Raw genomic sequence first — 22345 nt, forward strand, 5'->3', positions numbered from 1 at the left:
AGCCGACCGGCCAAACCACGTAAGCCCGGCTATCTCAGGCCAAGGGCCTGACGCACGTCCTGCAGCCGCGAGCGGCTCACCGGAACCTTCGCATCGCTGTCGTCGCCAATCAGACAATAGGCTTTGTCGCCAATCCGCTCGAAGCCGCGCACGTGATGCAGATTGACGAGATAGCTGCGGTGGGTGCGAATGAAGGCGCCGGCGTTCAACGCGGTCTCGACGCGCGAGATGGGCCAGGGGCAGAGCACCTCGCCCTGATCGTTGTAGAGCTTGGTGTAGTGGCCGTCGGCCCGCACCGCGTAAATCTCCTCGATCGCGATGAAGCGCGTCGCGTGATTGACTTCGTAGGGCAGCCGCGATGGCGGAGGATCCTTTTCGACCTGTCCGTTGCGCGACGGCGGCACTGTCATGTCTCGAGCCGTATCGGCCGCGGCGCCGGCCGGCGTGAAGACGGCACCGACCGGCACCGCCGCGACGGCAGGAAGATCGACGGCGGGCATCGGCGGTCCGGTTTGCGGTGACTGGGGAGGATGAGATGTCCCGAGGTCGGGCACGGGCTCCAGCGCGCTATTCACGGCGCGCGCCGGGATCGCGGTGAGCAGGAACAGGCCGCAAATCAGGAAGGCGGCGAAGGCAACGACCAGGGCCAGCATACCCGACGAGAGGTTCGGTTCCTCCAGCAGCAGGATCTCGGTCGTCGGCAAGAAGCGCGTGTAGATCATCGCCGAGTAGTGCATCGAGGCGATGGTGATGCCGAGCAGGACGGAGCCCAGCGCGATCTGAAGCTTGGTACGTCGGCTATAGGCCAGCCAGAGCGCCGCGATCGAGGCAGCGATCGCGATCGCGGTCGAGATGACGTAGCCGGCCGGTTTATAGACCACGATGCAGTTTCCGCCGATGGCCGACATGCCGATGTAGTGCATCGAGACGATGCCGAGACCAGTCAGAGTGCCCGCGAAACAGATGCGCCGGCGGGTCCGGGGACCCGAGTGCAAGACCAGCAGGCCGAGCCCCGTCACCAGGATCGCGACCAGCACCGATCCCAGGGTGGCGAGCGCGTCGTAACGGATCGGAACCGGGATCTGCACGGCGAGCATGCCGATGAAATGCATCGACCAAATCCCGCCGCCCAGCGCGGTCGCGGCCTTCGCGATTTCCTGTTTCCGTGTGACCGCGTCGAGTTGACTGAGCCCGCTGGCCAGCCGCAGGCCGGTATAGGCCGCCATCACGGCGACCAGCACCGAAGCGATGACGAGAACCGGGTCGTAGGAAACGATCAGCATGCCGGATTCTAAAGATCAGACGAGGGCTTTGCGCAAGAGCCTTGGTGTTACCGGGACGTGTCTCCGTCTTCCTCCGCGCAACGCCAGCATCCGCACGCGCGCCGAAGCAAAGGTCTCTCGTGACGACTCCTTAGTCTCACCGGCATCTACAAAATCTAAACGAAACAACAAATCCAAGGCGTTGGACGGCGCGCTCCACGAGCCTCACGATGTCATGGCACTTGTGCAAAACTATCGCGGCGCTGAAATGGCCGCATCACATTCCCCCGCTATCCTTGTATTTCGAATGGTATTTCCTTCGACGCATAGCAATTGACGGAGCAGCGGAATGAGTCGGATCGCCGGTCTGGTTGGGTTTTCGGCGGCGGTGGCCTTCAGCCTCGCCGCCGACGCCAAGGACATCGATTACATCGGCAGCGTCGAGGTGATCCGCGGAGAGGCCGTCGCCGACGGAGAGCCGACGGCACGGGGCCGCGTCTTCCTCGACGCCAACCGGAATTCCCGGCTCGACGACGGCGAGGCCGGCCTGGCGAACGTCCTGGTCTCGAACGGACGCGAGGTCGTCGCGACGGCGGAGGACGGCAGCTATGCCCTGCCGGCCACCGACGACATGAACCTCTTCATCACCAAGCCGGCCGGCTACGCGACGCCTCTCGACGAGGACCTGGTGCCGCAGTTCAGCTATCTGCACAAGCCGGCCGGCTCGCCGGAGCTGCGGTTCGACGGGATCGCACCGACCGGGCCGCTGCCCCAGGCCGTCAACTTTCCGCTGATCGAGGACGACGTTGGGGAGTCCTTCCAGTGCCTGGTCTTCGGCGACACGCAGCCCTACAGCAATGCGGAGGTCAGCTACGTTCGCGAGACCCTCGGCCGGATGCTGGCGGCGCGGGACAACGCCTCCACCGAATGCCTGCTCTTCGCCGGCGACGTGATGGGGGACGATCTCTCGCTTTATCCGCGCTTCAAGGACATCGTTTCGGTCGGCGGCGTCCCCCAGTACTTCGTGCCCGGAAATCACGATTTCGATTTCGATGCACCGTCCGACCAGCACTCCTTCGACACCTTCCGGCGGGAGTGGGGACCGGAGTACTACTCCTTCGAGATTGGACAGGTGCACTTCGTCGTCCTCGACAATGTCCGCTATCCCTGCAACGGCGTGGACGACCACGACTTCTGCGATCCCGCCGCCGACACGACCTACAACGGCGTGCTCCACGACCGTCAGCTCGACTGGCTCGCGAACACCCTGGCCCTGGTGCCGGAGGACAAGCTGATCGTCGTCAGCGCCCACATCCCCTTCGTCAGCTTCACGGACGCCGACGAGCAAAAACACCAGACCGACAACCTGCAGGCGCTCTACGACATCATCGGCGACCGCCCGGCGCTGGGTCTGTCCGGCCACACCCACACCACGGAGCAGATCCTGCCGGGCGAGGTCTTCGAGGGGTGGAAGGCGCATACGGGGACCGGTCCCGCGCGCTTCCACCAGATCGTGACCGGCGCCGTTTCCGGCTCCTGGTGGGCCGGCGATCTGAACGACCGTGGCGTTCCCCACGCGACGCAGCGTCTCGGCAGTCCGCGTGGCTATTACCTGCTCGAGTTCGACGGCGCGACTTACGTCGACACCTTCAGGACCTTCGACGGACCGGAAGGCGAGCAGCTTCACGCCTCCTTCAACACGCCACGCTTCCGCGACTGGGCGGCCCGGCTGATCGCCTTCACCGCAGACAACTCCGTTCCCGGCGACGCGCTGCCGTCCGTGACCGTCAACGATCTCGGCGACAGAAACATGCTGACGACGGCCGATCTCGCCGAAGGGACCTGGGTCGCGATCAACGTCTGGAACGGCTCGCGGGAGAGCGAGGTCTCGATCTCGATCAACGGCGGCGAGGCACTGGAGGCGACACGGACCCAAGCCGGTGAGGGTGAAGTGGCCCTGGAAGGTCCCGAGTTCGCCGACCCCTACGCGCTCGCAAAGCAGTCGACGCAGGGCCGCCAGAGCTTCCGCTCGCTCGCGGGCGGCGAGGAGACCGCCGGCTACCGGACCTGGCGCGACTACAGATGGAACACGAACCGTCCCGGCCCTTTCCAGGACTGGATGCTGACTCTGAAGTCCAGCCACCTCTGGCGCGTGGATCTGCCGAGCGACCTGCCCGAGGGCGTCCACCGACTCGAGGTCGAAACGAGGGATCGCTACGGCCGGAACTTCTCCGAGACGCTTCTGTTCGAAGTCGTCGAGGAACTGCCCAACATGAACTGGCAGGCGAATCTCTTCCAGTAAGGTTCGTCGCGAAAAAGCGGGTCCGGGATCGGAGAGCGGCACTCCTCTCCCGGACCTGCAGGACGAGTCCGTGAGAGCGGGGTTCTGACGCCGGTCTTCAGGCTTGGCGCTTTAGGTCGATGTTGCCCAACGCCTCGATCAGGGCGGTCGTGAGTTCTTCCAGGGCCTCTTTGCCGTTCGACCCGCGCGCCGTGCAGAGCGCATCGAACTGCAGGGCGAGAGCGATGTACTCGGCGCGGGCCCAGCACCCGGTGCCGGTACAAACGGCGAGGTCAGAGCCGTCGGAGTCCAGGACTCTCGCGACCATACCGATCTCGCGGTTCTGATGGATCGTAACGGCTGGACGATTGAGATCGAACTTCACGACTGCCCCCGGGATTCTGGCTTGTGATGTCCAGGATACACCGAGGGAGTATACAAGGGAATTACATAGATCTTCTTCGTGCTAGACGGGTAAAATCTCAGCTTCGGCGTCTGTCTCGAACGGCCCATACGCGTCGACGCGGTCACTGCCATGGCAGACATGAACACGCCATCCGTCTTCGCGCATAGCGATGAGGACGGCTTGATCGACATCGATACCGGCCATCGCGAAATCTTGCGGGGCGACGAGGGGCTAAGCGTGTCCCAAGTGGTGGGTGCGGAAGCGCCGGCCACTTTCTGCGGTAGTCGGGTCGTGCGGGTGATCGCGATCCACCGGATGGAAGACGACCAAGAAAGCCAAGCGGTATACACGTTTGGCGCGCAAAAGCTACTCGGCCAAGAGGTAAAGTGCTTACCCAAGAGGGTGGTGCCCAGGGGCGGAATCGAACCACCGACACTGCGATTTTCAGTCGCATGCTCTACCAACTGAGCTACCTGGGCGCCGGGGCCGGGATCTCTCAGGAAGATCGGGCGCTCGGTGTTGGTACGAAACCGGCGCGCTGCCTAGCGAGGGAGCGTGTATAGGCAATCGGGCCGGCGCTGTCTAGAGCCCCGGCATTCCCCGAACGGCAGCGGTCCGGCGTTCCGATCCGGGGCCACCGACGGGGTCACCGAATTGACGCCGGGCATGCTCCCGGCGAAGCTGCCGACACCATGGTCGCACCCCTCATCGTCCTGACGCCGTCGTGACAGGCCTGCGGTACCGTAGGACCCAGGCGCGCGCGCTCCCGCTGGTCGCCGCCGCGCTCTGGTCGGCCGCGCTCTGGTCGGCTCCGCTGCAAGCAACCGAACCGGCGACGCCGCGCGGCTGGCTTCTGCTGGCCGTCGACCGGCTTTGCGGCGTCGGCCCGCTGTCGGGAGTCGAGGCGGAGATGCAGCTCCCGGGCGCCTGGCTGCTGGAGGAGAACGCCCGCGGGCCGGACGGCCAGATCGTCGCCCTCGAGCAGGTCTTCGCGCTGCCGGGCCAGGGCGAGCTGCGCCTCCTGCGCCTGCAGCCCGGCGGGCAACTCCGGCGCTTCACGGCGGAGTACCATAGCTTGGAGGAGAGCCAGCCGCGAGCCCGGCTGCAGGCGGTCGCCGGCGGCGACTGCAAGGTCTTTGCCGGACGCCGGCTGATCCATCGCGAGGGCCGGCCGGCCGCGCTGGACCAGCTCGACGGCGACCTGGAGAGCGTTCGTTGGCGCGAGATTCTGGAGGCGCCCTGGCCGGAGGGCCGCGATCCGGGCGGGCCGAGGGTTGCGCTGGTCGATTCCGGTCTGGCCTACGACCTGCCGCTCTACCGCGACCGCCTGGCGCGCGATCCCGAAGGGCAGCCCTTGGGCTACGACTTCTGGGATCTCGACCCCCTGCCCTATGACGGCGACTTCGGCCGCAGCGCGTTCCAACCGATCCGCCACGGCAGCGCGGTCGCCTCCGTCCTGGTCCGCGAGGCGCCGACGGCCGCCTTGATCCCCTACCGCTATCCGCGCCCGGACATGACCCGGCTCGGGCCGCTGATCGAACGGGCCGCCGCCGCCGGAGCCCGCATTCTGGCGATGCCGCTCGGCAGTCGCGATCCGGACGACTGGCGCACCTTCGCCGAAGCTCTGGAGGCGCACCCCCAGCTCCTGGCCATCGTTTCGGCCGGCAACGACGGGCGCGACCTCGACCGCGAACCGCTCTGGCCGGCCGCGCTGGACCTGCCGAACCTCGTGGTCGTCACCTCGGCCGACGGCTTCGGTCGTCTGGCACCGGGCTCCAATTGGGGGGCGGCGAGCGTGGACCTGATGGTTCCGGCCGAGAACCTGCCTGTGGTCGACTTCCGCGGCGGCGCCGGCCGAGCCTCCGGCTCCAGCTACGCCGTGCCGCGCGTCGCCGCTCTGGCCGCGCGGCTGCTGGCGGCCGACCCGGATCTCGACACGGCGGCGCTCAAGGCCGCCCTCTTCGCCCGCGCCGTCGCCTCGCCCTACGAAAAGACCGCGGTCGCCGCCGGTTGGATCCCCGACCCCGCCGTCGACTAGGAACGGGCTGAGAAATAAGGTTGGAATTTTCTTCTAAGCATATGGGACAGAGGTTTTTTCCAGCAGCGCCATGTGCACCGTGATGCGTCCTTCCTCCAGGTTGCGGCCGAGGTTTGAGGCCATCTCCTTGAAACCATCGCCGAGGAAGAGATGCGGTCCCGGCGGGCGGGGCTCGCCGGCCTCGAGGTCGGCCCGGCGCCGGTGGATCCAGGCCAGCGCATCGGCGGTGTGGTCGTGCCAGACCAGCTCTTCCAACCCCGCCGCCGCCAGGAGAGTCCGGATCTCGCCCGAGGGCAGCAGGAAAGACCCCTCGGGAGTCGCGGCCCAGGGCACGGGGAAGTGCGGCGGTCCCTCCGGCCCAGCCATGATGTCGTGCAGCGCGAGCCGGCCGCCGCGCTTCAGGACCCGGGCCACCTCCCGGTAAAGCGCTTTCTTGTCCGGCACGTTCATGGCCGCATGCTGGGTCCAGACCAGATCCAGCGAATCTTCGGCCAGCGGCAGGCCGGTTGCGTCGGCGCAGGCAAAACGCACCCGGTCCGACAAGCCGATGGCCCGGCTCAGGCTCGCCGCATCCCGGCAGTAACTTTCGGTCAGGTCGAGGCCCAACACCTCGACCCCGCAGTGCGCGGCCAGCCAACGGGCCGGCCCGCCGATCCCGCAGCCCAGGTCGACACAGAACCAGCCGGCTTGCGGCGCCACCATCTCGGCGAACTCGACCGTCGCTTCCTCTCCGCGCATGTGGAACTGGTCGAGCGGCGCCAGGTCGTCGACCGTCGGGCCGCCGCCGGCCAAACCATGGGCGAGATCGAGGATGCGCTGCGCCAGGCTGCCGGAGCGCGCGTAGTGGTCGGTGACGGTGTCGCTGACCGCTCCCGCCTCCGGGGTCTTGGACTCTTCTGGGTTTCGAGGGGTCTCCATCATCCCAGCATGCCGTGCGGCGCTCAGCCCGCCAAGAAGATCCAGGCGATGGCCACCATTGCGGCCAGCGCAGATCCCCAGGGCAGGGCCGCCGTCAAGGTGTCGGGCGGGGCCTGCGCTTGGCCCGCCACCTCACCGAGCCGAAACTGCAGTCTCGCCCAGGCACCAGCCGCGGCGACCAGAGCGGGGCCGGGCCAGCCAAGGGCCCAGCCGGCCAACGCGGCAGCCAGGCCCAACGCGGCGACGACACCGAAGAAGAGGGTCCGATCCATGACTGCGCGGTGTAGCGGCTCGAGGGCGGAGAAGAAAGCCGCCTCTGCCGGAAGCGGACTTGCCGAGAGACCCTGGCTCTGCTTTGTCTGGCGCATGATCGAGACCGTCAGCGACGACCTCACGCTCACGCGGCTCAGGAGCGGCGGCAAGCCCGCCCTGGCCCGCGCGCTGGCGTACCTGGAACGGGCGCCCGAGTCACCGGGCGTCCTGGCCCTGCTGGCCGAAGCGGAAACGGCCGCGCTTGGCCAGACTCTCGGCCTTACCGGCCCGCCCGGCGTCGGCAAGTCGACACTGACCGGAGCGTTGATCGGCGCCTACCGCGAAGCCGGCCTTACGGTGGGAGTGATCGCGGTCGATCCTTCCTCCAAACGCTCGGGCGGGGCCCTGCTGGGCGATCGGGTGCGGCTAGCGAGCAACGGCGGCGATGCCGGCCTCTTCATCCGCTCCATGGCGGCGCGCGACCGGCTGGGCGGACTGGCCGATCAGACCGTAGCCGCCATGGTGCTGATGCGCGCCCTCTTCGACCGGGTACTGATCGAAACGGTCGGGGTCGGCCAGTCCGAGACCGACGTTGCGGGCGTGGTCGATACGGTGGTCTTCTGCGTCCAGCCCGGCAGCGGCGACTCCCTGCAGTTCATGAAGGCCGGGATCGTCGAGGTTCCGCATCTGGCCGTGGTGACCAAGGCGGACACCGGCCCGCCGGCCCGGCGGGCCCTGGCCGACCTGCGCGGCGCGCTCGGTCTCAGCGAGGCGGAGGACGGCTGGACCGTCGAGGCCCGTGCCGTCTCCGCGGAGACCCGCGAGGGTCTGCCCGAGCTGATCGCAGCCCTCGAGCGTCACCACGCCTGGCTGACGGAGACGGACCGTCTGACGCGCCGCCGCCGCGCTCAGGCCGAAGGCTGGCTGGTGGAGGCTCTGCGGGAGCGCTTCGGAACCGCCGGCCTGAAGGCGGCGGGGGACCTGACCCTACCGCCGGGCGCCTCCTCCTTCACCCGTCTGGCCGAACTCGGACAGGCGCTGACGACGCGCTTGGGGTTAGGCTAGAAAGCCGCCCAGTCGGGCTTTTTCGGCGTGAGCTTGGCCTCGCCGGCGAGCAGGGTGTCCGGCGCCAGATTGTCCAGCGCGGTTAGGCGAAGCAGTGCGAGGCCCAAGCCGTCGGCGACCGAGCGAAGCTCGCCGACCTCCTTGCCGTTCTTGGTCACCGGCGTGCCGGGCTCCGGCGGCGGTCCGGCGATTTCCACCGGCAGCAGACGTTTCTTGATCAGGCCGCGATACTTGGTGCGAGCCGTCAGCTCCTGCCCCATGTAGCAGCCTTTGGTCCAGTCGACGCCGCCCAACTCGTCGAAGCCGTTCTCCAGCAGGATCGCCTTGTCCACCTGCATATCGCGGCTACCGTCCGGCACACCGGCAGCGATCCTCGTTCGCTCCCAGACGCCGAGGCCGACCGGCTCGGCATCCAGCTCGGCCAGGGCCGCCGTCAGCGCCGAACGCGGGATCAGCGCACGCAAGCCCAGTTCCGCCCGGCGCGGATCGACGAAGAGGCTGCCGCCGTGAAAGGGCCTGGCCGCCCCGGGGTCGGCCGGCAGGCCCGCGGCCGCCGGGGCGCCTTCGCCCCAGAGCACCAGGCTGATCAGGTCTTCCGTCCGGTCGGACAGCTGCACCTTGCTGCGCAGCTTGTAGAGCTTCAGGCGCTTGAGCAGGTCGCTCCGGCGCTCGCCCTCGCAGTCGAGCAGCAGGACACCCTCGGGGCCTTCGGCTATCAGGAAATCGTGCAGGTACTTGCCCTGGGGCGTTAGGAAGGCGGCCCAGATCGCCCGTTCGGGCGCGACCCGCTCGACATCGTTGGAGACGATGCCCTGGAGGAAACTGCGGGCGTCCGCGCCGCTGGCCTGCAGGAGGCCGCGCTGCTCCATGATGTGCGCCGACAGCTTGCTCATGATCGCTTTTTCCTCGCCTGTTTCACCTTCCCGCAGATGGGCAACCGGAGGCAGCTTGGCAAGCGAGACAGGGCCTGCCATACAGCCCGCTACATGCGGATTCTGGTCGTTCTCCCGACACAACTCGGCGACGCGGTGCTGGCGGGCGGCTGTCTGGCCCAGCTCCTGGATCGGTATCCGGCGGCGCGCTTCACTCTGGTGGCCAGTCGGGCGGTGGCACCCCTCTACGGCGCCATGCCGCGGCTCGAACGCATTCATCTTCTGGAGCCGCAAGCGAAGGGCCGGGATTGGCTGACGCTTTGGCTGAGGACCGTCAAGACCCCCTGGTCGCTGGTGGCCGATCTGCGCGGCGCGATCCTGCGGTACTTTCTTCCGACGCGGCGGCGCCTCGCGGCGGGACGCGGATCTCCGGACCGCCACCTGGTGACGGAACTGGCCGCGCTCTTGGGAGCGCCGCCGCCCGAGCGTCTCCGGCTTTGGTTCGCCGAGGCGCACCACCGGGCCGCGCTGCGCCTTTTGTCCGACGCCGACACCTCCGGCGGCTCTCCTGTCCTGGCGGTCGGCCCGACAGCCGAGGGAGCCAAGGCGACCTGGCCGGTCGAACGCTTCGCCGAGGCGGCCTTGACCCTTACGGCCCCGGACGGCCCACTCCCCGGCGCGCGCATCGCCGTGGTCGCGGCGAAGCACGAGCGGGTACTGGCCAATCCCCTCTTGGCCCGGTTGCCGCGCGCGCGGCGGCTCGACTGGGTCGGCCGTGCCCCGCTGCCGGTGCTGGCGGCGGCGCTGCAGCGCTGCGACCTCTATCTGGGCAACGCCTCCGGCTTCCTGCACCTGGCCGCCGCCGCTGGCTGTCCAACCCTCGGCCTCCTCGGCCCGAGCGACGAACTGCGCATCGCCCCCTGGGGGCCGCAGACGGCGGTGGTGCGAACGCCCGAAAGCCGCGCCGGCATCGATCCCGCCGGAGCGGAGGAGGCCATGGACGGCCTAGAGGTCGGCCCGGTGGTCGAGGCCGGGACCGACCTGCTGCAGCGCTTCCAGAACGTCCGCAAGCTCTAGCGCCTCAAGCTCCGGGCGCTGCAGCCAAGCCGTGGAGGGGCCGCGCGGCGCGATCTTCACGGGCTGCGAGGCGCCGGAAAAAAGCGATAAGGTCGGGCAGCCGACGGCGGCGATCACGTGCATCGGCCCGGTATCGTTGCCGACCGCCAGCTCGGCGCGCCGGGCCAAGGCGGCGATCTGTCCGATCGAGGTGCGCGCGCGCAGATCGAGCGCCGGCGGGCAGAGCGCCGCCACGCGATCCAGCGCCGCCGCCTCGGCCGCGGTCCCGAGCAGCACCGGCCGGAGGCCGCGCTCGGCCAGGACCGCCGCCAGGGCACCGTAGCGCTCGGCGGGCCAGCGCTTCTCCGGACGCTTCGGCGCGCAACCGGGCACCAGAAGTGCGAAACGGGCCGGCAGATCGAAGGACGTGAGATCGCCGTCGAGAAAGGCGAGGTCGGCCCGCTCCGGCACGGCGACATCGGCGACCGCCAACTGATCGCGCTCCCGCTCCGCGATGTGGCGCGTCTCGTTCATGGCGCCGTAGCGGTGACTCGCCCCCTGCACGATCCCGACCCACTCCGGCTTGGGCCGGCCGATCAGGCGAAAGTAGAGCGCCGTGCGGTCGTTGCGCTGCAGGTCGTAGACCCGCTCGAAACCGGCCGTGCGCAAGCGCGCCCGCAGTCCGGCCCAGGCACAGATCCGCCAGACCGAGGGCCGCCTGTCGGTCCAGATCCGGTCGAACAGACCGCTGGCCTCGGCAAGGCCGAGATAGGGCGCCGTGGTCAGCAGCGTGATCTCGGCCCGCGGATGCGCGCTGCGGATCGCCTGCAGCGCCGGCAGGGAAAGAATGAAATCTCCGAAAGCGCTCAGCTTGATCACCAGAATCCGGGTGAGCGGGGCGGGCGCCGAGGCTACAGTTGCCGAGGCTGCCGTCGAAGAGGCTGGGTTTGCGGTCGAGGCGGACGGGGGCATGGCGGGACCTTGGATAGCAGAGCTCCGCCGGGCCTGCACGCACCTCAACGTTCCGGAAACCTTGTTCGACACAGACTGCGGCACCGGTAAGCCGAACGGGAGAGTCCTCTGCTGCGTTGCCTGCATCTCTGTGCCGCCCCCGCCGCCTCCCCTCAGGGAGAGACCGTCGTGGCGCTGCTGAGCGCACTGGCCGGCATGGCCAGCGACGAGTCGGCGCCGCCCTTCGTGCAGCGCGCCGTGGTGTCCGCGGACTGGACTCAGGCTCTGTCCGACAGCGGCGTGGGGCAGCGCACGGCCCCCTACCGCAGCTTTCTCGACCTGGTCACGCGCCGGCGGATCGCCGATGAGCTGGCCATCGTCCGGCCCGACCTCCTGCTGATCTGGGGCGCCGAGGCCGCCCGTGCGCTGGACCGGCCGCGCGCAGCCGGCAGCAAGGCGGTCCGCCTCGGCATTCTCTTGAGCTACGAGGAAATCGCGCCCTTCGCCCACGCCGGTGCCAAACGTCTGGTCGCACCGACGCAGGACCTGGTCGACTACGCGCGCGAACAAGGCTGGCCAGCGGACGAGGTCGGGCTGCTGGCGCCTGTCGTGCCGGAGCCGGCGGTCGGCGTACCTGCCGATCCGCTCCTGCGCCAGCGCTGGGACACGCCGGAGGGCGTGGACCTGGTCGCCGTCCCGGCCCGCGACCGCTCCGGGACCGCGCTGCTGCTCGACGCCTGGACGGAACTGCCCGATGTCTGGCTCTGGCTGCTGCCCTGCGGCCGCAAGACGAAACGCCTGAAAAAGGCGATCCGCCAGGCCGGCCTGACCAACCGGGTGCGGCTGGTCGACGACGCGGAAGCGGCGGTGACCGCCGCCGACCTGGCCGTCATCGCCCGGCAGGACGACCCCATCGGCCTGCCGGTCGTCGCTTGCTGGGCGGCCGCGCGCGCGACCATCGCGCTGGCGGCTCCCGGTCCGGCGGCCCTGATCGGCCACGACCGGGACGGGCTGCTGGTCGCACCCGACGACCCCCGTGCCCTGGCCCTGGCCGTCGATAAACTGCTGATGGACCCGCTGCAGGCCGATCGGCTCGCGGCCGCCGGCCGTACGGCCTACGAGCAAGGCTACGGCGCCGCCAAGGCCACCGAGCGCTGGCAGCTCACCTTGGAAGTCCTGGCCGGGCCCCCGCCGGGCCGCAAGCCCGGCGATGCCGGCACGGACATCCGGGTCTGATCTCTTTTATGGGATTGCCCCGGCCGGTCTCCCTCCCCTATGCATCCGCCTCGGACATCCCGGAAAGCGCCCCAGCCGAACGGTCACGCTGGAGGAGGAAAAATCATGATTCTCAATCGCTTGATTCCCTTGATTAATGTAGAAGATCTGGATGTGAGTCTGGACTTCTATCGCAACGCCCTCGGCTTTACGGTCGAGAACCGGCACGACCTGCAGGGCAAGCCGATCTGGGCGCTGATCCGCCATGGCGAGATCGCGCTGATGCTCAACCGCCCGGACGCTGCCGACAGCAACGCCAGGCGCCAGCGTCCGAGCTATGGAGACACCCTGCTTTACTTCTATGTCCCCGACGCTCAGGCGGCCCACGAGGAGCTGGCCGAACGTGGCTACGCGCCGGGGCCGCTGGAAGAGCAGACCTACGGCGTCGCCGAATTCACCCTGCGCGACCCGGACGGCTACGAACTGGCCTGCGCCAGCCTGCTCGGCCCTCAGGAAGAAAGAACCCTCGAGGACGAGGACGACGATTGAAGCCAGGCAGCCTCGGTTTCAGGGGAGTTATGCCGGGCGCACACTGGTAGCGCGCCCCGCGACCGGCTATATCTGCAGCCACAAACGAGAGCAAAACATCGCTGGAGGAGACGCGCCATGAGCGGCTGCATCGTCGGTTGGGCCCATACGCCGTTCGGCAAGCATGCCGAGGACGACGTCGAATCCCTGATCGCCCAGGTGGCGATCCAGGCGGTCGAAGATGCCGGCCTGGAGCCTGCGGACATCGATGAGATCGTCCTGGGCACTTACGGCGAGAACTTCTCGCCCCAGGGCTTCCCCGCCTCGCTGGTTCTGCAGACGTCGGACGCCTTCCGATTCAAGCCGGCGACCCGGGTCGAAAACGCCTGCGCCACCGGCTCCGCCGCCATCCGCCAGGGCCTCAAGACACTCGCCGCCAAGGAGGGCCGCTTCGTCCTGGTGGTCGGCGTCGAAAAGATGACCGGCATCTCCGGCGCGGAAATCGGCCAGACCCTACTCAAGGCCTCCTACGTCAAGGAAGAGAGCGAGATCGAGGGCGGCTTCGCCGGCGTCTTCGGCGTCATCGCCAACCAGTACTTCCAGCGCCATGGCGACCAGTCCGAAGCCCTGGCCGCGATCGCCGCCAAGAATCACGCCAACGGCGTCGCGAATCCCTACGCCCAGATGCGCAAGGACCTGGGCTACGACTTCTGCCGCAGCGTCAGCGACAAGAATCCCTATGTCGCCGGCCCTCTGAAGCGCACCGATTGCTCCCTGGTCTCCGACGGCGCCGCCGCCATCGTTCTGACCGACGAGGAGACGGCGAGCGGCCTGGGTAAGGCCGTGCGCTTCCGCGCCAACGTGCAGGTCAACGACTACCTGCCGCTGTCCAAGCGCGACATCGTCAAATTCGAGGGCTGCAGCGAAGCCTGGAACCGCGCCCATGCCGCCGCCGGCACCAAGCTGGAAGACCTGAAGCTGGTCGAGACCCACGACTGCTTCACCATCGCCGAGCTGCTGGAATACGAGGCCATGGGCCTGACGCCGCGGGGCCAGGGCGCGAAAGCGGCCCTGGAAGGCTGGACCCGGAAGGACGGAAAGCTGCCCATCAATCCCTCCGGCGGTCTGAAGTCCAAGGGCCACCCGATCGGCGCCACCGGCGTGTCGATGCATGCGCTCTGCGCCATGCAGCTCACCGGCGTCGCGGGCGACATGCAGATCGAGGGAGCGGACCTGGCCGGTATCTTCAACATGGGCGGCGCCGCCGTCGCCAACTATGTCTCGATTCTGGAGCCGCTGAAGTAGCGGCGTCTCCCCAGGCAGACGAACAGGGTCTTCGCAGACTTCCGCAAACGGCAGAGTGCCTCGCACTCTGCCGTTTGCCGTTACGACCCTGCCCCGTGACGCCGCATCGCCCCGATGCTAAGACACAGGCAAAGCAAGAAACGATGAGGGAGCGGCGAAACGCCGGATGGGTGACGTAATGAATCTGGGCCGGCTGCTGTCCGACGTGGCGCGGCGGCTGCCCGAAAGCCCTGGACTGGTCTGGGGCGCACAGACCTGGACCTGGGCCGAGATCGACGCGCGGGTCAACGCGCTGGTCGCCGCCCTGGCCGCGCGCGGACTCGGCAAGGGCGACAAGCTGCTGGTACACGCGCGCAACTGCAACCAGCTCTTCGAGAGCCAGTGGGCCGCCTTCAAGCTCGGCGCCGTCTGGGTTCCCACCAACGTACGCCTGACGCCCACGGAGGTCGCCTACCTCGCCGGCAACAGCGACGCCAGGGCGCTGATCTACGAGGACGTCTTTCCCGAGCATGCGGATGCCACCGGACTGGAGCGGCGGATCGCCATCGGCCAGCCGCGCCCAGGCGAGGAAGCTTACGAGGCGCTGATCGCCGAGCAGCAGGGCGCGCCGGGTTTCGAGGCCGAGGTCTCGCACAACGATCCCTGCTGGTTCTTCTACACCTCGGGCACCACGGGCAAGCCCAAGGGCGCTGTGCTGACTCATGGGCAAATGGCCTTCGTGGTCACCAACCACATCGCCGACCTGATGCCCGACACCGGGCCGCAGGACGTCTCGCTGGTGGTGGCGCCCCTCAGCCACGGCGCCGGCGCCCATGCCCTGCCCCAGGTCGCGCGCGGTGCCTGCTCGGTGATTCCCGGCACGACGGCCTTCGACGAAGCCGAATGCTGGCGTCTGGTCGAGGAGCACCGGGTCACCAACCTCTTCACCGTGCCGACGATCCTGACCCGTCTGGTGCGGCACGAGGCGGTCGATCGCTACGATCACTCCAGCCTGAAATACGTCATCTACGCCGGCGCGCCGATGTACCGCGAGGACCAGAAGGAGGCCTTGTCCAAGCTCGGCAAGGTGATCGTGCAGTACTACGGCCTCGGCGAGGTGACCGGGAACATCACCGTGCTGCCGCGCGAGTTGCACGACCGGGACGACGCCAAGATGCCCGTCGGCTCCTGCGGCTATCCGCGCACGGGGATGGAGATCGCGATCAAGGATCCCGACGGCGGTCGGCTCGGCCCCGGACTGGACGGCGAGATCTGCGTGCGCGGTCCGGCCGTCTTCGGCGGCTACTACAAGAACGAGGAGGCCAACGCCAAGGCCCTGCGGGACGGCTGGTTCCACACCGGCGATCTGGGCCGCATGGACGCGCGCGGCTTCCTCTTCATCACCGGCCGCGCCTCGGACATGTATATCTCCGGCGGCTCCAACGTCTATCCGCGCGAGGCCGAGGAGGTTCTGCTGAGCCATCCCGCCGTGGGCGAGGTCGCCGTGCTCGGCGTCCCCGATCCGAAATGGGGCGAGTCCGGTATCGCCGTCGCCGTGCTGGAAGACGGACAGCAGGCCGACGAAGGTAAGCTGCTCGCCTTCCTCGACGGCAAGCTGGCAAAGTACAAGTGGCCCCGGCGGGTCTTCTTCTGGCCGGAGCTGCCGAAGTCCGGCTACGGCAAGGTGCCGAAGCACCTGATCCGGCAGGAGCTTTACAGCCGTGGCGAACTGCAGGAGGGCAAGGGACCGTGAGACAGCTCAAGCACCCAGGCGAAGGCGAAGAACCGCGCCGGATCGTTCGGTCGCTCGAGACCGGCGGCAGCCTGCGCCTGCGGCTGTCGGAGGGCGCCGACCTGCTGACCGGCCTGACCGACGCCTTGATCGCCCGTGGAATCACCGATGCCGGACTGCAGCTTCTGGCCGGCGACTTCTCGGCCATGCAGTACCTGACCGGTCAGCCCGACGCCAGCGGCCAGCGGGTCGCCACCTACGGGGCTCCGACCCCACTGGCCGGCCCGGTGCGCCTGATCGGCGGCAACTGCATCCTGGGCCGAGATGCCGCCGGTAGACCGCTGCTGCATTGCCATGCGGTGGTGGTCGACCGCGAAGGCCGCATCCACGGCGGCCACTTGCCGCCGAAGGTCTGCAGACTGGGCCCGGCCGGCGTGACGGCCCTGGTCACGGCCATCGGCGGCGCCGGCTTCCAGGTCGCCTACGACGCGGAAACCAACTACGACATCTTCCAGCCTGCCGGAGAGCAAGCCGCATGAGCGACTCACGCGTGGAAGCCGAGTTCGAGGAAGGCCGGTTCGGCCGCCTGGCCATTGTCCGTCTAAAGCCGAATCAGGACCTGATCGGGGGGATCGAGAGCGCTGCGGCGGAAGCCGGCATCGCCTGCGGCGTGGTTCGCGCGGCGGTCGGCAGTCTGGTCGACGCGGCCCTGGGCTACGGTGAAGGCGACGAAGCCTCGATCATCACGGTCGAGGGCCCGGGCATAGAGATCCTGACCCTCGCCGGCGAGCTGCGGCCGGACGAGGACGGCATGCCCCGCGCCCTGCTGCAGGGCACGATTTCCGACTGCAACGCCAAGGTCTACGGCGGCACGTTCCTGCGCGGCGCCAACCCGATCTGCATCACCCTGGAACTGGTGCTGCAGGAGTGGGTCCCCGACTAGAGCGCGATCGCGCTCCAAGCATAGGAATGAGCAGGACTTACGTCCTAGCGACCCGGCGGCATCGTCCCTCAGCCGCACCCTCATGGAGACGTAGATGTTTCAAGCGCTGATGCTGCACGAGTCCGAAGACGGCAAGGTCGAGAGCCGCTTCGAGGAGTTGGAGACCGAGCGCCTGGCCGAACGCCTGCCCGAGGGCGACGTGCTGGTCGAGGTCGACTACTCGACGCTGAACTACAAGGACGGTCTGGTCCTCAAGGGCCTGGGCCGGCTGGTGCGCAGCTATCCGCATATCCCCGGCGTGGACTTCGCCGGCACCGTCGCGGACAGCAGCCACGCCGATTTCAAAGCCGGCGACCGCGTGGTCCTGAACGGCTGGCGCGTCGGCGAGCTGTATTGGGGCGGTTACGCCCAGAAGGCGCGGGTCAAGGGCGACTGGCTGGTACCCCTGCCCGCCGGCCTGACGACACGCCAGGCCATGGCGATCGGCACCGCCGGCTATACCTCCATGCTGTCCGTCATGGCCCTTCAGGCCCACGGCGTTCGGCCCGAGAGCGGTCCGGTCCTGGTCACCGGCGCGGCCGGAGGCGTCGGTTCGGTCGCCGTCGCGATCCTCGCCAAGCTAGGCTACCAGGTGGCTGCCGTGACCGGACGGCCGGAGGCGGAGGCCTACCTGACCGATCTGGGCGCCGGCGAAATCGTGACGCGGGCCGAACTGGCGGATCCACCAAGCCGACCGCTGGACAAGGAGCGCTGGGCCGGCTGTATCGACGCCGTCGGCGGTCCCATGCTGGCGCGCGTCTTGACCCAGATGCAGTACCGCGGCTCGGTGGCCGCAGTCGGTCTGGCCGGCGGCAATGAGTTGAACACCACCGTGATCCCCTTCCTACTGCGCGGCGTGAACCTGCTCGGCATCGATTCCGTGATGTGTCCGAAGGCGCAACGTACGACCGCCTGGCAGCGGCTGGCCGAGGAGCTGCCGCTCGACAAGCTGGCGGAGATGGAAGTGGACGCCACTCTCGCCGACCTGCCGCGTCTCGCCGGAGATATCCTTCAGGGCAAGGTGCGCGGGCGGGTCGTCGTCGACCTCAAAGCTTGAGACGCTGGCGCGGAAACTCGAGACGCTGGCGCAAGAACTCTAGCCGCTGGCGCGGCGGCCGATCCCTGCCTATGCTTTTCACGGAACGGTCGTAGTGGGGTGGCAGGTGAGTAAGCGAGGCGTCTGGGTTTCATTGGGCCTGGCAGGCGCGATTTTGCTGAGCGGCTGCGCGCGCTCGCCGGACCCGGACGCAGTGCTCGCCCAGCTAAAGGCCGAGCGCTGGTGCTACCGGACGTTGGCCCAGGCCGACTGCTTCACCACGCCGCAAGCGGGCGCGGAGCCGCGAAGAGTCGGGTGGTTCGATGCCGTCTCGGTCGACTAACTGGCCCGTAGCCCGTTCCTTTCCGGCTCTTCTTATCGCAATCGCCGGCCTTGTCTGTATCGCCCCTGCGGAGGCGCGCGACCCTCTTTGGGATGCGCTCCCCTGGGACCAGCGGCTGGGCGTAAGCTGGTACGAACAGCGCGCCGCGCAAGGCGATCTGTCGGCCCAGCTTCGGGCCGCTCAGATGCACGAAGAGGGCATCGGAACCGCAGCCGATCCTGCGGAGGCCGCCAGATGGTATGCGGCAGCAGCCGAGCAAGGCCATCCGCTGGCGCTCTTCAAGACCGCGCAGGCCTGGCAGACCGGCCTGCTCGGAGCGCCGGACCAGCCACGCGCCGCCGCGCTCTATCGTGCGGCGGCCGATGCAGGCGTGGGTGCCGCCAGCTTCAACCTCGCCGTCATGGCCGAGACCGGGCAAGGCCTTCGCCGGGATCGCACTAAGGCGGCAGAACTCTATGAGCAGGCCTGGCGCCAAGGTCTCGCCAAGGCGGCGCTCAACCTCGGCATCCTTCAGCTCAGCGGCGGCGGCGATCCGCTCGTCGCCTACGGGTGGTTGGCGGCGGCGGCGCGAGCCGAGGTGCCCGGCGCCGCGGCGCAGCGCGACCGTCTGGGCGACCTCCTGGGGTCGGAGGCCCTGTCCGAGGCCGAAGCTCTCGTTCTCCCGCCGCTGGGTGGCGGCTGAAGGATCGCGATTGAGTGAAGACGCCGGTCAATCGTTTTCGATGTTTTCCACAGAAAAACGAGTTTTCCCGAAGCTTATCCACAAAATCGCGCGTCTCGATCAAAGCGGACTTTGCCGGAGGTAACCGTAGTTGAACGATTTTTGTAAAACCCATATTTCTTCATATTTTTCAATTTATTAACCATATTTATTCATGTTTTACCGCAGGGACTTCTCCAATCGCCCGCAGCGACCCGGTCGAGGTAGCTCAGCAGTGGCGCATGAAAGACTGTGACCGACTTGTAGGAGAGCACCTCCTCGGGAAGCTGCCGCAGGGCGGCGGCCAGACGTGCGGCCAGGCCCGGTTCGCGTTCGACGTCGGACAGCGGATTCTGATGGATGCGAATGCCGAAACAGATCGCCCCGCTGATCGGCAGCCGGCACAAAGTCTGGCGCTCGACACGGAAGAACACGCGCGCGCCGACGTTTTCCGCCGTTATGCCAAGGTCGACGTCCGGCCGGCTGTGGCCGGTCGGCTGGAACAGCGCCGGATCGTCGGTCAGCGACCAGTTGAGCCGCCAGACAGGCTTGTCGGCCTTCATGCGTTCGAAAAAGCGGTCGACCGGGCGCTCCAGCTTTTCGCCGTAGAAAGGCACCGGCCCATGGATCCGCCCCATGGGGTGACCGAGCTTGTCGCGCAGCCGCCAGCGGGTGGGAAAGCAGAGCGACGCGGCGGTCAGGCGGTAGCCTTCGGGACCTGCCTGCATCAGGCAGAGGTCCTCCTGCACCAGACGGCCGGCCAGATCCAGCGGATGGAGCTTGCCGTCCAGGTCGAAGCGCCGATTGCGCGCCAGGTTCGTGAGGACGCGCCCCTCCTGACGGAAGCGTTCGGGAAAAATGCGGGTCAGGTGTGCGGCCAGCCGGTCGCGAAGCTCGCGGCTTGCCGCAGCCGCCTCGGGCAGAGCCGCGAAAACCTCTGTGGAGCGTTCCGCGAGAAGCCGCTGCTTTTCCGCCAGATAGCTGTCGTAGTGCCGGTCGATCTCGATCCAGGCTTCGGGTTTCAGGGCCAGCAGTCCCATCGCAAGCCGGTAGGGGCCGCCGTCGAAGGGCGTATAGGCGAAGGCAGACGCTCTCTCGGTCTCCGGCTGAGGCGCGGGCAAAGTCATGATGCTGGCAGGGCTAAGATGTCGTCGGGATCATGGCGAGAGCAGTCTGCCGCGCCCGCCCCGCTCCTGCCAAGAGCCGCCCCGGTTCGAGCCGGTCAGCGGCGTTCTTCCAAGGTGAGATGGTACAAGAGCATCCCAGCCAGCATGGCGGCCACGAAGATCACCGTCGGCAGTTCAGCCAGGGCGAGGCCCGCGACGGCCGGGCCGGGGCAGTAACCGGCCAGGCCCCAGCCGAGACCGAAAAGCAGGGCGCCGCCGATCAGACGCCGGTCCAGGCCTTGCCTGGCGGGCCCGGAGGTCTTGGGCGCCAGCCAGGGCCGCCCCTGCGCCCCGGCCAACCGAAAACCCAGAAAGGTGACGGTCACCGCCGCGGCCATCACCAGAGCCAGCGAGGGATCCCAGCGTCCGAAGACGTCCAGAAAGCCGATGACCTTCGCCGGGTCGATCATCCGAGACACCGTCAGGCCGGCGCCGAACAGCAGACCGGCCAGCAGCGCCACGGCGTTGGTCTTGACTCTGTCGGCGATGCGGGGCGCGGGCGCGGCTGGAGCGGACATGGATATCAGCCTCCGACGAGGTGGCGCAGCAGGTAGACCGTGACGATCGCAGCGGTCATGAAGATCAGGGTCGCGGCCAGGGAGCGTGGCGAGAGACGGGCCAGCCCGCAAACGCCGTGACCGCTGGTGCAACCGGCGCCCAGGCGAGTGCCGAAACCGACCAGCAAGCCGGCGGCGATCATCCCCAGCGTACCGGTCTGAAAGCTGGGTGCCGGCACGCGCCCACCCAACAGTCCGACCAGCATCGGACCGAGGAGAAGACCGACAAGGAAGGCGATCCGCCACCCCCACTCGCCCGGCACAGGCCGGAAAAGCCCACCGAGGATCCCGGCAATCCCGGCAATCCGGCCGCTGGCCAGCATCAGCAAGCTGGCCGAGAGACCGATCAAGGCGCCGCCAGCCAACGCCGCGTAAGGCGTAAAGTTCACAATCTCCATCACAGCCTCTGTCCCGAACCAAAGGTTCGATTGGGGTTCGGATGGCGCTTCAGCGGATCTTCGGGCAGAACAGCTCGTAAAGCGCCTCGATCATCGGCCGGACCTTGTCGTCGGCCAGCCGGTAGAAGACGGTCGGTCCGTCGCGGCGAGAGTCGATCAGGCCCTCCGCCTTCAGGCGCAGGAGCTGTTGCGAGGTGTTGGGCTGGCTGATCCCCAACCGCTCCCCCAGATCACCGACCGAGCGTTCGCCTTCGACCAGCGTGCAGAGAATCATCAGCCGGTGCTTGTTGGCGAACGACTTGAGGAAAGCGGCAGCCTCGGCCGCGCTGTCCTCCAAGGCCGTCGATTCGAACGCCATCTTTACATTCATAATTATTCATATAATGATTTACGAATATTATCAAGCGACGAAACCGCAGCCCTTGCAGCCTGCGCGGCCAACCCGTACCTGCAAGGCGGAGTAGAGACGAAACTGACGGGGAGCGGCGAGAGAATGGTCGAGACCAAGCGCCTGGACGACAAGGTCTATGCCGGCGGACAGATCGGACCGGACGACATCGAGGCCCTGAAAGCCGACGGCTTCACGGCGATCGTCAACAACCGGCCGGACGGCGAAGGCGGGCCGGAGCAGCCGACCTCCGACGCGGTGCGGGCCGCGGCCGAGGCGGCCGGGTTGGCCTACAGCTACGTGCCCATGACGGCGCAGTCGCTCTCGCCCGAAACGCTCGAGGCCTTTCACGCCGCCGTTCAAGCCGCGCCCGGCAAGGTGCTGGCCCACTGCCGCTCCGGTGCGCGCTCGACCGCGCTCTGGGCACTGGCGGAGGCCTGCCACAAGGCCCGCGACGTCGAGGCTGTGATCGCGGAGGCCGGCCAGGCGGGCTACGACCTCTCTCAGATGCGCCCGATGCTGCAGCAGTGGGTGCAGTTGCACGAGCAATTGACGGCGCGCGGCTAGCGGCCGGCATCTGCAACATTTTCTGCGTTGACAGCCACGCCAAGCCTGCCACGCTGGCGTCGGTCGGTCGTCGGCATCAGCCGAGTCGCCCGGCTGTGGAGCCAAGTGTCTTCAACAGCAGAAAGGAGGTGATCCAATGTCGAGCGAAATGAGCACGGGGGTCGCGTGCAAGGGGCTTTCGTCGATCGTGGAGCAACCTCTACGGCAGGCCTAAGATTCCCGATCTCTAGAGATCACGGACGCAATGCCCGTCCATTCGCGAAGAGCCGCTCCGAACCGGAGCGGCTCTTTTCGATTCCGGCCGGAGTTGGCGCGGAGCGTCCAGCGCCATCGAGAGTACTGATTTTC

Annotated in this window: 24 protein-coding genes, 1 tRNA gene and 1 pseudogene; 14 read left to right on the forward strand and 12 right to left on the reverse strand. The window is 67.9% G+C overall.

Annotated features, from left to right (window positions below; all coding sequences use genetic code 11):
- Window positions 1-29 precede the first annotated feature (29 nt).
- Window positions 30-1283 (reverse strand): MHYT domain-containing protein, encoded by a 1254-nt coding sequence (locus DBZ32_RS05910; RefSeq protein WP_119166141.1) that lies wholly within the window; start codon window positions 1281-1283, stop codon window positions 30-32.
- A gap of 328 nt (window positions 1284-1611) precedes the next feature.
- Here DBZ32_RS05910 and DBZ32_RS05915 point away from each other — a divergent pair, with 328 nt between their 5' ends.
- Entirely contained in the window at window positions 1612-3564 is a 1953-nt protein-coding gene (locus DBZ32_RS05915; RefSeq protein ID WP_119166142.1) for a calcineurin-like phosphoesterase C-terminal domain-containing protein, read from the forward strand.
- A gap of 97 nt (window positions 3565-3661) precedes the next feature.
- Here DBZ32_RS05915 and DBZ32_RS05920 read toward each other — a convergent pair whose 3' ends face one another.
- The 3 genes from DBZ32_RS05920 to DBZ32_RS05925 all read right to left on the reverse strand — a co-directional run bounded on the left by DBZ32_RS05920 (window position 3662) and on the right by DBZ32_RS05925 (window position 4428).
- On the reverse strand, window positions 3662-3928 hold the full coding sequence (locus DBZ32_RS05920; RefSeq protein ID WP_119166143.1) for a hypothetical protein: 267 nt from the start codon (window positions 3926-3928) through the stop codon (window positions 3662-3664).
- A gap of 81 nt (window positions 3929-4009) precedes the next feature.
- Entirely contained in the window at window positions 4010-4153 is a 144-nt protein-coding gene (locus DBZ32_RS22020) for a hypothetical protein (RefSeq protein WP_162906588.1), read from the reverse strand.
- A gap of 199 nt (window positions 4154-4352) precedes the next feature.
- A tRNA-Phe gene (locus tag DBZ32_RS05925) sits at window positions 4353-4428 on the reverse strand.
- Between the two features lie 245 nt (window positions 4429-4673).
- Between DBZ32_RS05925 and DBZ32_RS05930 the strand changes: the two genes are divergently transcribed.
- Window positions 4674-5987 carry a S8 family serine peptidase gene (locus tag DBZ32_RS05930; RefSeq protein ID WP_119166144.1) on the forward strand — a complete coding sequence of 438 codons (1314 nt, stop codon included), beginning with the start codon at window positions 4674-4676 and terminating at the stop codon, window positions 5985-5987.
- Between the two features lie 33 nt (window positions 5988-6020).
- Here the strand turns inward: DBZ32_RS05930 and DBZ32_RS05935 are convergent, their stop codons facing one another.
- Both DBZ32_RS05935 and DBZ32_RS05940 read right to left on the reverse strand, forming a co-directional pair.
- Window positions 6021-6908 (reverse strand): class I SAM-dependent methyltransferase, encoded by an 888-nt coding sequence (locus DBZ32_RS05935; protein WP_208539109.1) that lies wholly within the window; start codon window positions 6906-6908, stop codon window positions 6021-6023.
- A gap of 20 nt (window positions 6909-6928) precedes the next feature.
- Complete coding sequence (locus tag DBZ32_RS05940) at window positions 6929-7177, reverse strand: hypothetical protein (protein ID WP_162906589.1); 249 nt, start codon at window positions 7175-7177, stop codon at window positions 6929-6931.
- On the opposite strand from DBZ32_RS05940, the gene DBZ32_RS05945 reads away from it, so the two are divergent.
- Entirely contained in the window at window positions 7176-8222 is a 1047-nt protein-coding gene (locus tag DBZ32_RS05945) for an ArgK/MeaB family GTPase (protein ID WP_328587475.1), read from the forward strand. The genes DBZ32_RS05940 and DBZ32_RS05945 overlap by 2 nt on opposite strands.
- On the opposite strand, the gene ygfZ is transcribed toward DBZ32_RS05945, so the two are convergent.
- Entirely contained in the window at window positions 8219-9115 is an 897-nt protein-coding gene (ygfZ, locus tag DBZ32_RS05950) for a CAF17-like 4Fe-4S cluster assembly/insertion protein YgfZ (protein WP_119166147.1), read from the reverse strand. The genes DBZ32_RS05945 and ygfZ overlap by 4 nt on opposite strands.
- Window positions 9116-9208: 93 nt before the next feature.
- Here ygfZ and DBZ32_RS05955 point away from each other — a divergent pair, with 93 nt between their 5' ends.
- Window positions 9209-10171: a glycosyltransferase family 9 protein gene (locus DBZ32_RS05955; protein WP_162906590.1), complete on the forward strand. Its 963-nt coding sequence runs from the start codon at window positions 9209-9211 to the stop codon at window positions 10169-10171.
- Here the strand turns inward: DBZ32_RS05955 and DBZ32_RS05960 are convergent.
- Window positions 10100-11029, reverse strand: coding sequence for a glycosyltransferase family 9 protein (locus DBZ32_RS05960; protein WP_235830058.1), 930 nt, complete (start codon window positions 11027-11029; stop codon window positions 10100-10102). The genes DBZ32_RS05955 and DBZ32_RS05960 overlap by 72 nt on opposite strands.
- A gap of 261 nt (window positions 11030-11290) precedes the next feature.
- Between DBZ32_RS05960 and DBZ32_RS05965 the strand changes: the two genes are divergently transcribed.
- The 9 genes and pseudogenes from DBZ32_RS05965 to DBZ32_RS06005 all read left to right on the forward strand — a co-directional run bounded on the left by DBZ32_RS05965 (window position 11291) and on the right by DBZ32_RS06005 (window position 18903).
- Window positions 11291-12337 carry a glycosyltransferase gene (locus DBZ32_RS05965; protein WP_119166150.1) on the forward strand — a complete coding sequence of 349 codons (1047 nt, stop codon included), beginning with the start codon at window positions 11291-11293 and terminating at the stop codon, window positions 12335-12337.
- Between the two features lie 105 nt (window positions 12338-12442).
- Entirely contained in the window at window positions 12443-12865 is a 423-nt protein-coding gene (locus tag DBZ32_RS05970) for a VOC family protein (protein ID WP_162906591.1), read from the forward strand.
- Window positions 12866-12982: 117 nt separating this feature from the next.
- Window positions 12983-14149, forward strand: coding sequence for an acetyl-CoA acetyltransferase (locus tag DBZ32_RS05975; RefSeq protein ID WP_119166152.1), 1167 nt, complete (start codon window positions 12983-12985; stop codon window positions 14147-14149).
- A gap of 148 nt (window positions 14150-14297) precedes the next feature.
- Window positions 14298-15881: pseudogene (locus DBZ32_RS05980) on the forward strand (acyl-CoA synthetase); the annotation flags it as partial.
- Window positions 15878-16399, forward strand: a complete 522-nt coding sequence (locus tag DBZ32_RS05985; protein WP_119166154.1) for a PCC domain-containing protein — start codon at window positions 15878-15880, stop codon at window positions 16397-16399. The pseudogene DBZ32_RS05980 and the gene DBZ32_RS05985, both read left to right, overlap by 4 nt.
- Window positions 16396-16803 carry a PPC domain-containing DNA-binding protein gene (locus tag DBZ32_RS05990; RefSeq protein ID WP_119166155.1) on the forward strand — a complete coding sequence of 136 codons (408 nt, stop codon included), beginning with the start codon at window positions 16396-16398 and terminating at the stop codon, window positions 16801-16803. The genes DBZ32_RS05985 and DBZ32_RS05990 overlap by 4 nt, the downstream gene beginning before the upstream one ends.
- Window positions 16804-16897: 94 nt before the next feature.
- On the forward strand, window positions 16898-17899 hold the full coding sequence (acuI, locus tag DBZ32_RS05995; RefSeq protein WP_119166156.1) for an acrylyl-CoA reductase (NADPH): 1002 nt from the start codon (window positions 16898-16900) through the stop codon (window positions 17897-17899).
- Window positions 17900-18005: 106 nt separating this feature from the next.
- On the forward strand, window positions 18006-18221 hold the full coding sequence (locus DBZ32_RS06000) for a hypothetical protein (protein WP_162906592.1): 216 nt from the start codon (window positions 18006-18008) through the stop codon (window positions 18219-18221).
- Window positions 18202-18903, forward strand: coding sequence for a tetratricopeptide repeat protein (locus DBZ32_RS06005; RefSeq protein ID WP_119166158.1), 702 nt, complete (start codon window positions 18202-18204; stop codon window positions 18901-18903). Before DBZ32_RS06000 ends, DBZ32_RS06005 begins: the two co-directional genes overlap by 20 nt.
- A gap of 191 nt (window positions 18904-19094) precedes the next feature.
- Here DBZ32_RS06005 and DBZ32_RS06010 read toward each other — a convergent pair whose 3' ends face one another.
- The 4 genes from DBZ32_RS06010 to DBZ32_RS06025 all read right to left on the reverse strand — a co-directional run bounded on the left by DBZ32_RS06010 (window position 19095) and on the right by DBZ32_RS06025 (window position 21400).
- The gene (locus tag DBZ32_RS06010) at window positions 19095-20048 is read right to left on the reverse strand and encodes a heme-dependent oxidative N-demethylase family protein (protein ID WP_119166159.1); all 954 of its coding nucleotides are present in this window, start codon (window positions 20046-20048) and stop codon (window positions 19095-19097) included.
- A 95-nt stretch (window positions 20049-20143) separates the two neighbouring features.
- Window positions 20144-20605: a DUF6691 family protein gene (locus DBZ32_RS06015; RefSeq protein WP_119166160.1), complete on the reverse strand. Its 462-nt coding sequence runs from the start codon at window positions 20603-20605 to the stop codon at window positions 20144-20146.
- A 5-nt stretch (window positions 20606-20610) separates the two neighbouring features.
- On the reverse strand, window positions 20611-21042 hold the full coding sequence (locus tag DBZ32_RS06020) for a YeeE/YedE family protein (RefSeq protein WP_208539110.1): 432 nt from the start codon (window positions 21040-21042) through the stop codon (window positions 20611-20613).
- A 49-nt stretch (window positions 21043-21091) separates the two neighbouring features.
- Complete coding sequence (locus DBZ32_RS06025) at window positions 21092-21400, reverse strand: ArsR/SmtB family transcription factor (RefSeq protein WP_235830059.1); 309 nt, start codon at window positions 21398-21400, stop codon at window positions 21092-21094.
- A 135-nt stretch (window positions 21401-21535) separates the two neighbouring features.
- Between DBZ32_RS06025 and DBZ32_RS06030 the strand changes: the two genes are divergently transcribed.
- Entirely contained in the window at window positions 21536-21997 is a 462-nt protein-coding gene (locus DBZ32_RS06030) for a TIGR01244 family sulfur transferase (protein WP_119166162.1), read from the forward strand.
- Window positions 21998-22345 lie beyond the last annotated feature (348 nt).

Origin of the sequence: Algihabitans albus (assembly GCF_003572205.1) — a bacterium.
Taxonomy (GTDB): domain Bacteria; phylum Pseudomonadota; class Alphaproteobacteria; order Kiloniellales; family DSM-21159; genus Algihabitans; species Algihabitans albus.

Excerpts from the sequence above, each read along its gene's own strand:
- acuI (WP_119166156.1), top strand. The coding sequence starts at position 16,898 with ATGTTTCAAGCGCTGATGCTGCACGAGTCCGAAGACGGCAAGGTCGAG.
- DBZ32_RS05940 (WP_162906589.1), bottom strand. The coding sequence starts at position 7,177 with ATGGATCGGACCCTCTTCTTCGGTGTCGTCGCCGCGTTGGGCCTGGCT.
- DBZ32_RS05955 (WP_162906590.1), top strand. The coding sequence starts at position 9,209 with ATGCGGATTCTGGTCGTTCTCCCGACACAACTCGGCGACGCGGTGCTG.
- DBZ32_RS06015 (WP_119166160.1), bottom strand. The coding sequence starts at position 20,605 with ATGTCCGCTCCAGCCGCGCCCGCGCCCCGCATCGCCGACAGAGTCAAG.
- DBZ32_RS06005 (WP_119166158.1), top strand. The coding sequence starts at position 18,202 with ATGCCGTCTCGGTCGACTAACTGGCCCGTAGCCCGTTCCTTTCCGGCT.
- DBZ32_RS05935 (WP_208539109.1), bottom strand. The coding sequence starts at position 6,908 with ATGATGGAGACCCCTCGAAACCCAGAAGAGTCCAAGACCCCGGAGGCG.
- DBZ32_RS06025 (WP_235830059.1), bottom strand. The coding sequence starts at position 21,400 with ATGGCGTTCGAATCGACGGCCTTGGAGGACAGCGCGGCCGAGGCTGCC.
- DBZ32_RS05990 (WP_119166155.1), top strand. The coding sequence starts at position 16,396 with ATGAGCGACTCACGCGTGGAAGCCGAGTTCGAGGAAGGCCGGTTCGGC.
- DBZ32_RS06010 (WP_119166159.1), bottom strand. The coding sequence starts at position 20,048 with ATGACTTTGCCCGCGCCTCAGCCGGAGACCGAGAGAGCGTCTGCCTTC.
- DBZ32_RS06020 (WP_208539110.1), bottom strand. The coding sequence starts at position 21,042 with ATGGAGATTGTGAACTTTACGCCTTACGCGGCGTTGGCTGGCGGCGCC.
- DBZ32_RS22020 (WP_162906588.1), bottom strand. The coding sequence starts at position 4,153 with ATGGCCGGTATCGATGTCGATCAAGCCGTCCTCATCGCTATGCGCGAA.
- DBZ32_RS05945 (WP_328587475.1), top strand. The coding sequence starts at position 7,176 with ATGACTGCGCGGTGTAGCGGCTCGAGGGCGGAGAAGAAAGCCGCCTCT.
- DBZ32_RS05915 (WP_119166142.1), top strand. The coding sequence starts at position 1,612 with ATGAGTCGGATCGCCGGTCTGGTTGGGTTTTCGGCGGCGGTGGCCTTC.
- DBZ32_RS05970 (WP_162906591.1), top strand. The coding sequence starts at position 12,443 with ATGATTCTCAATCGCTTGATTCCCTTGATTAATGTAGAAGATCTGGAT.
- DBZ32_RS05975 (WP_119166152.1), top strand. The coding sequence starts at position 12,983 with ATGAGCGGCTGCATCGTCGGTTGGGCCCATACGCCGTTCGGCAAGCAT.
- DBZ32_RS06030 (WP_119166162.1), top strand. The coding sequence starts at position 21,536 with ATGGTCGAGACCAAGCGCCTGGACGACAAGGTCTATGCCGGCGGACAG.
- DBZ32_RS05910 (WP_119166141.1), bottom strand. The coding sequence starts at position 1,283 with ATGCTGATCGTTTCCTACGACCCGGTTCTCGTCATCGCTTCGGTGCTG.
- ygfZ (WP_119166147.1), bottom strand. The coding sequence starts at position 9,115 with ATGAGCAAGCTGTCGGCGCACATCATGGAGCAGCGCGGCCTCCTGCAG.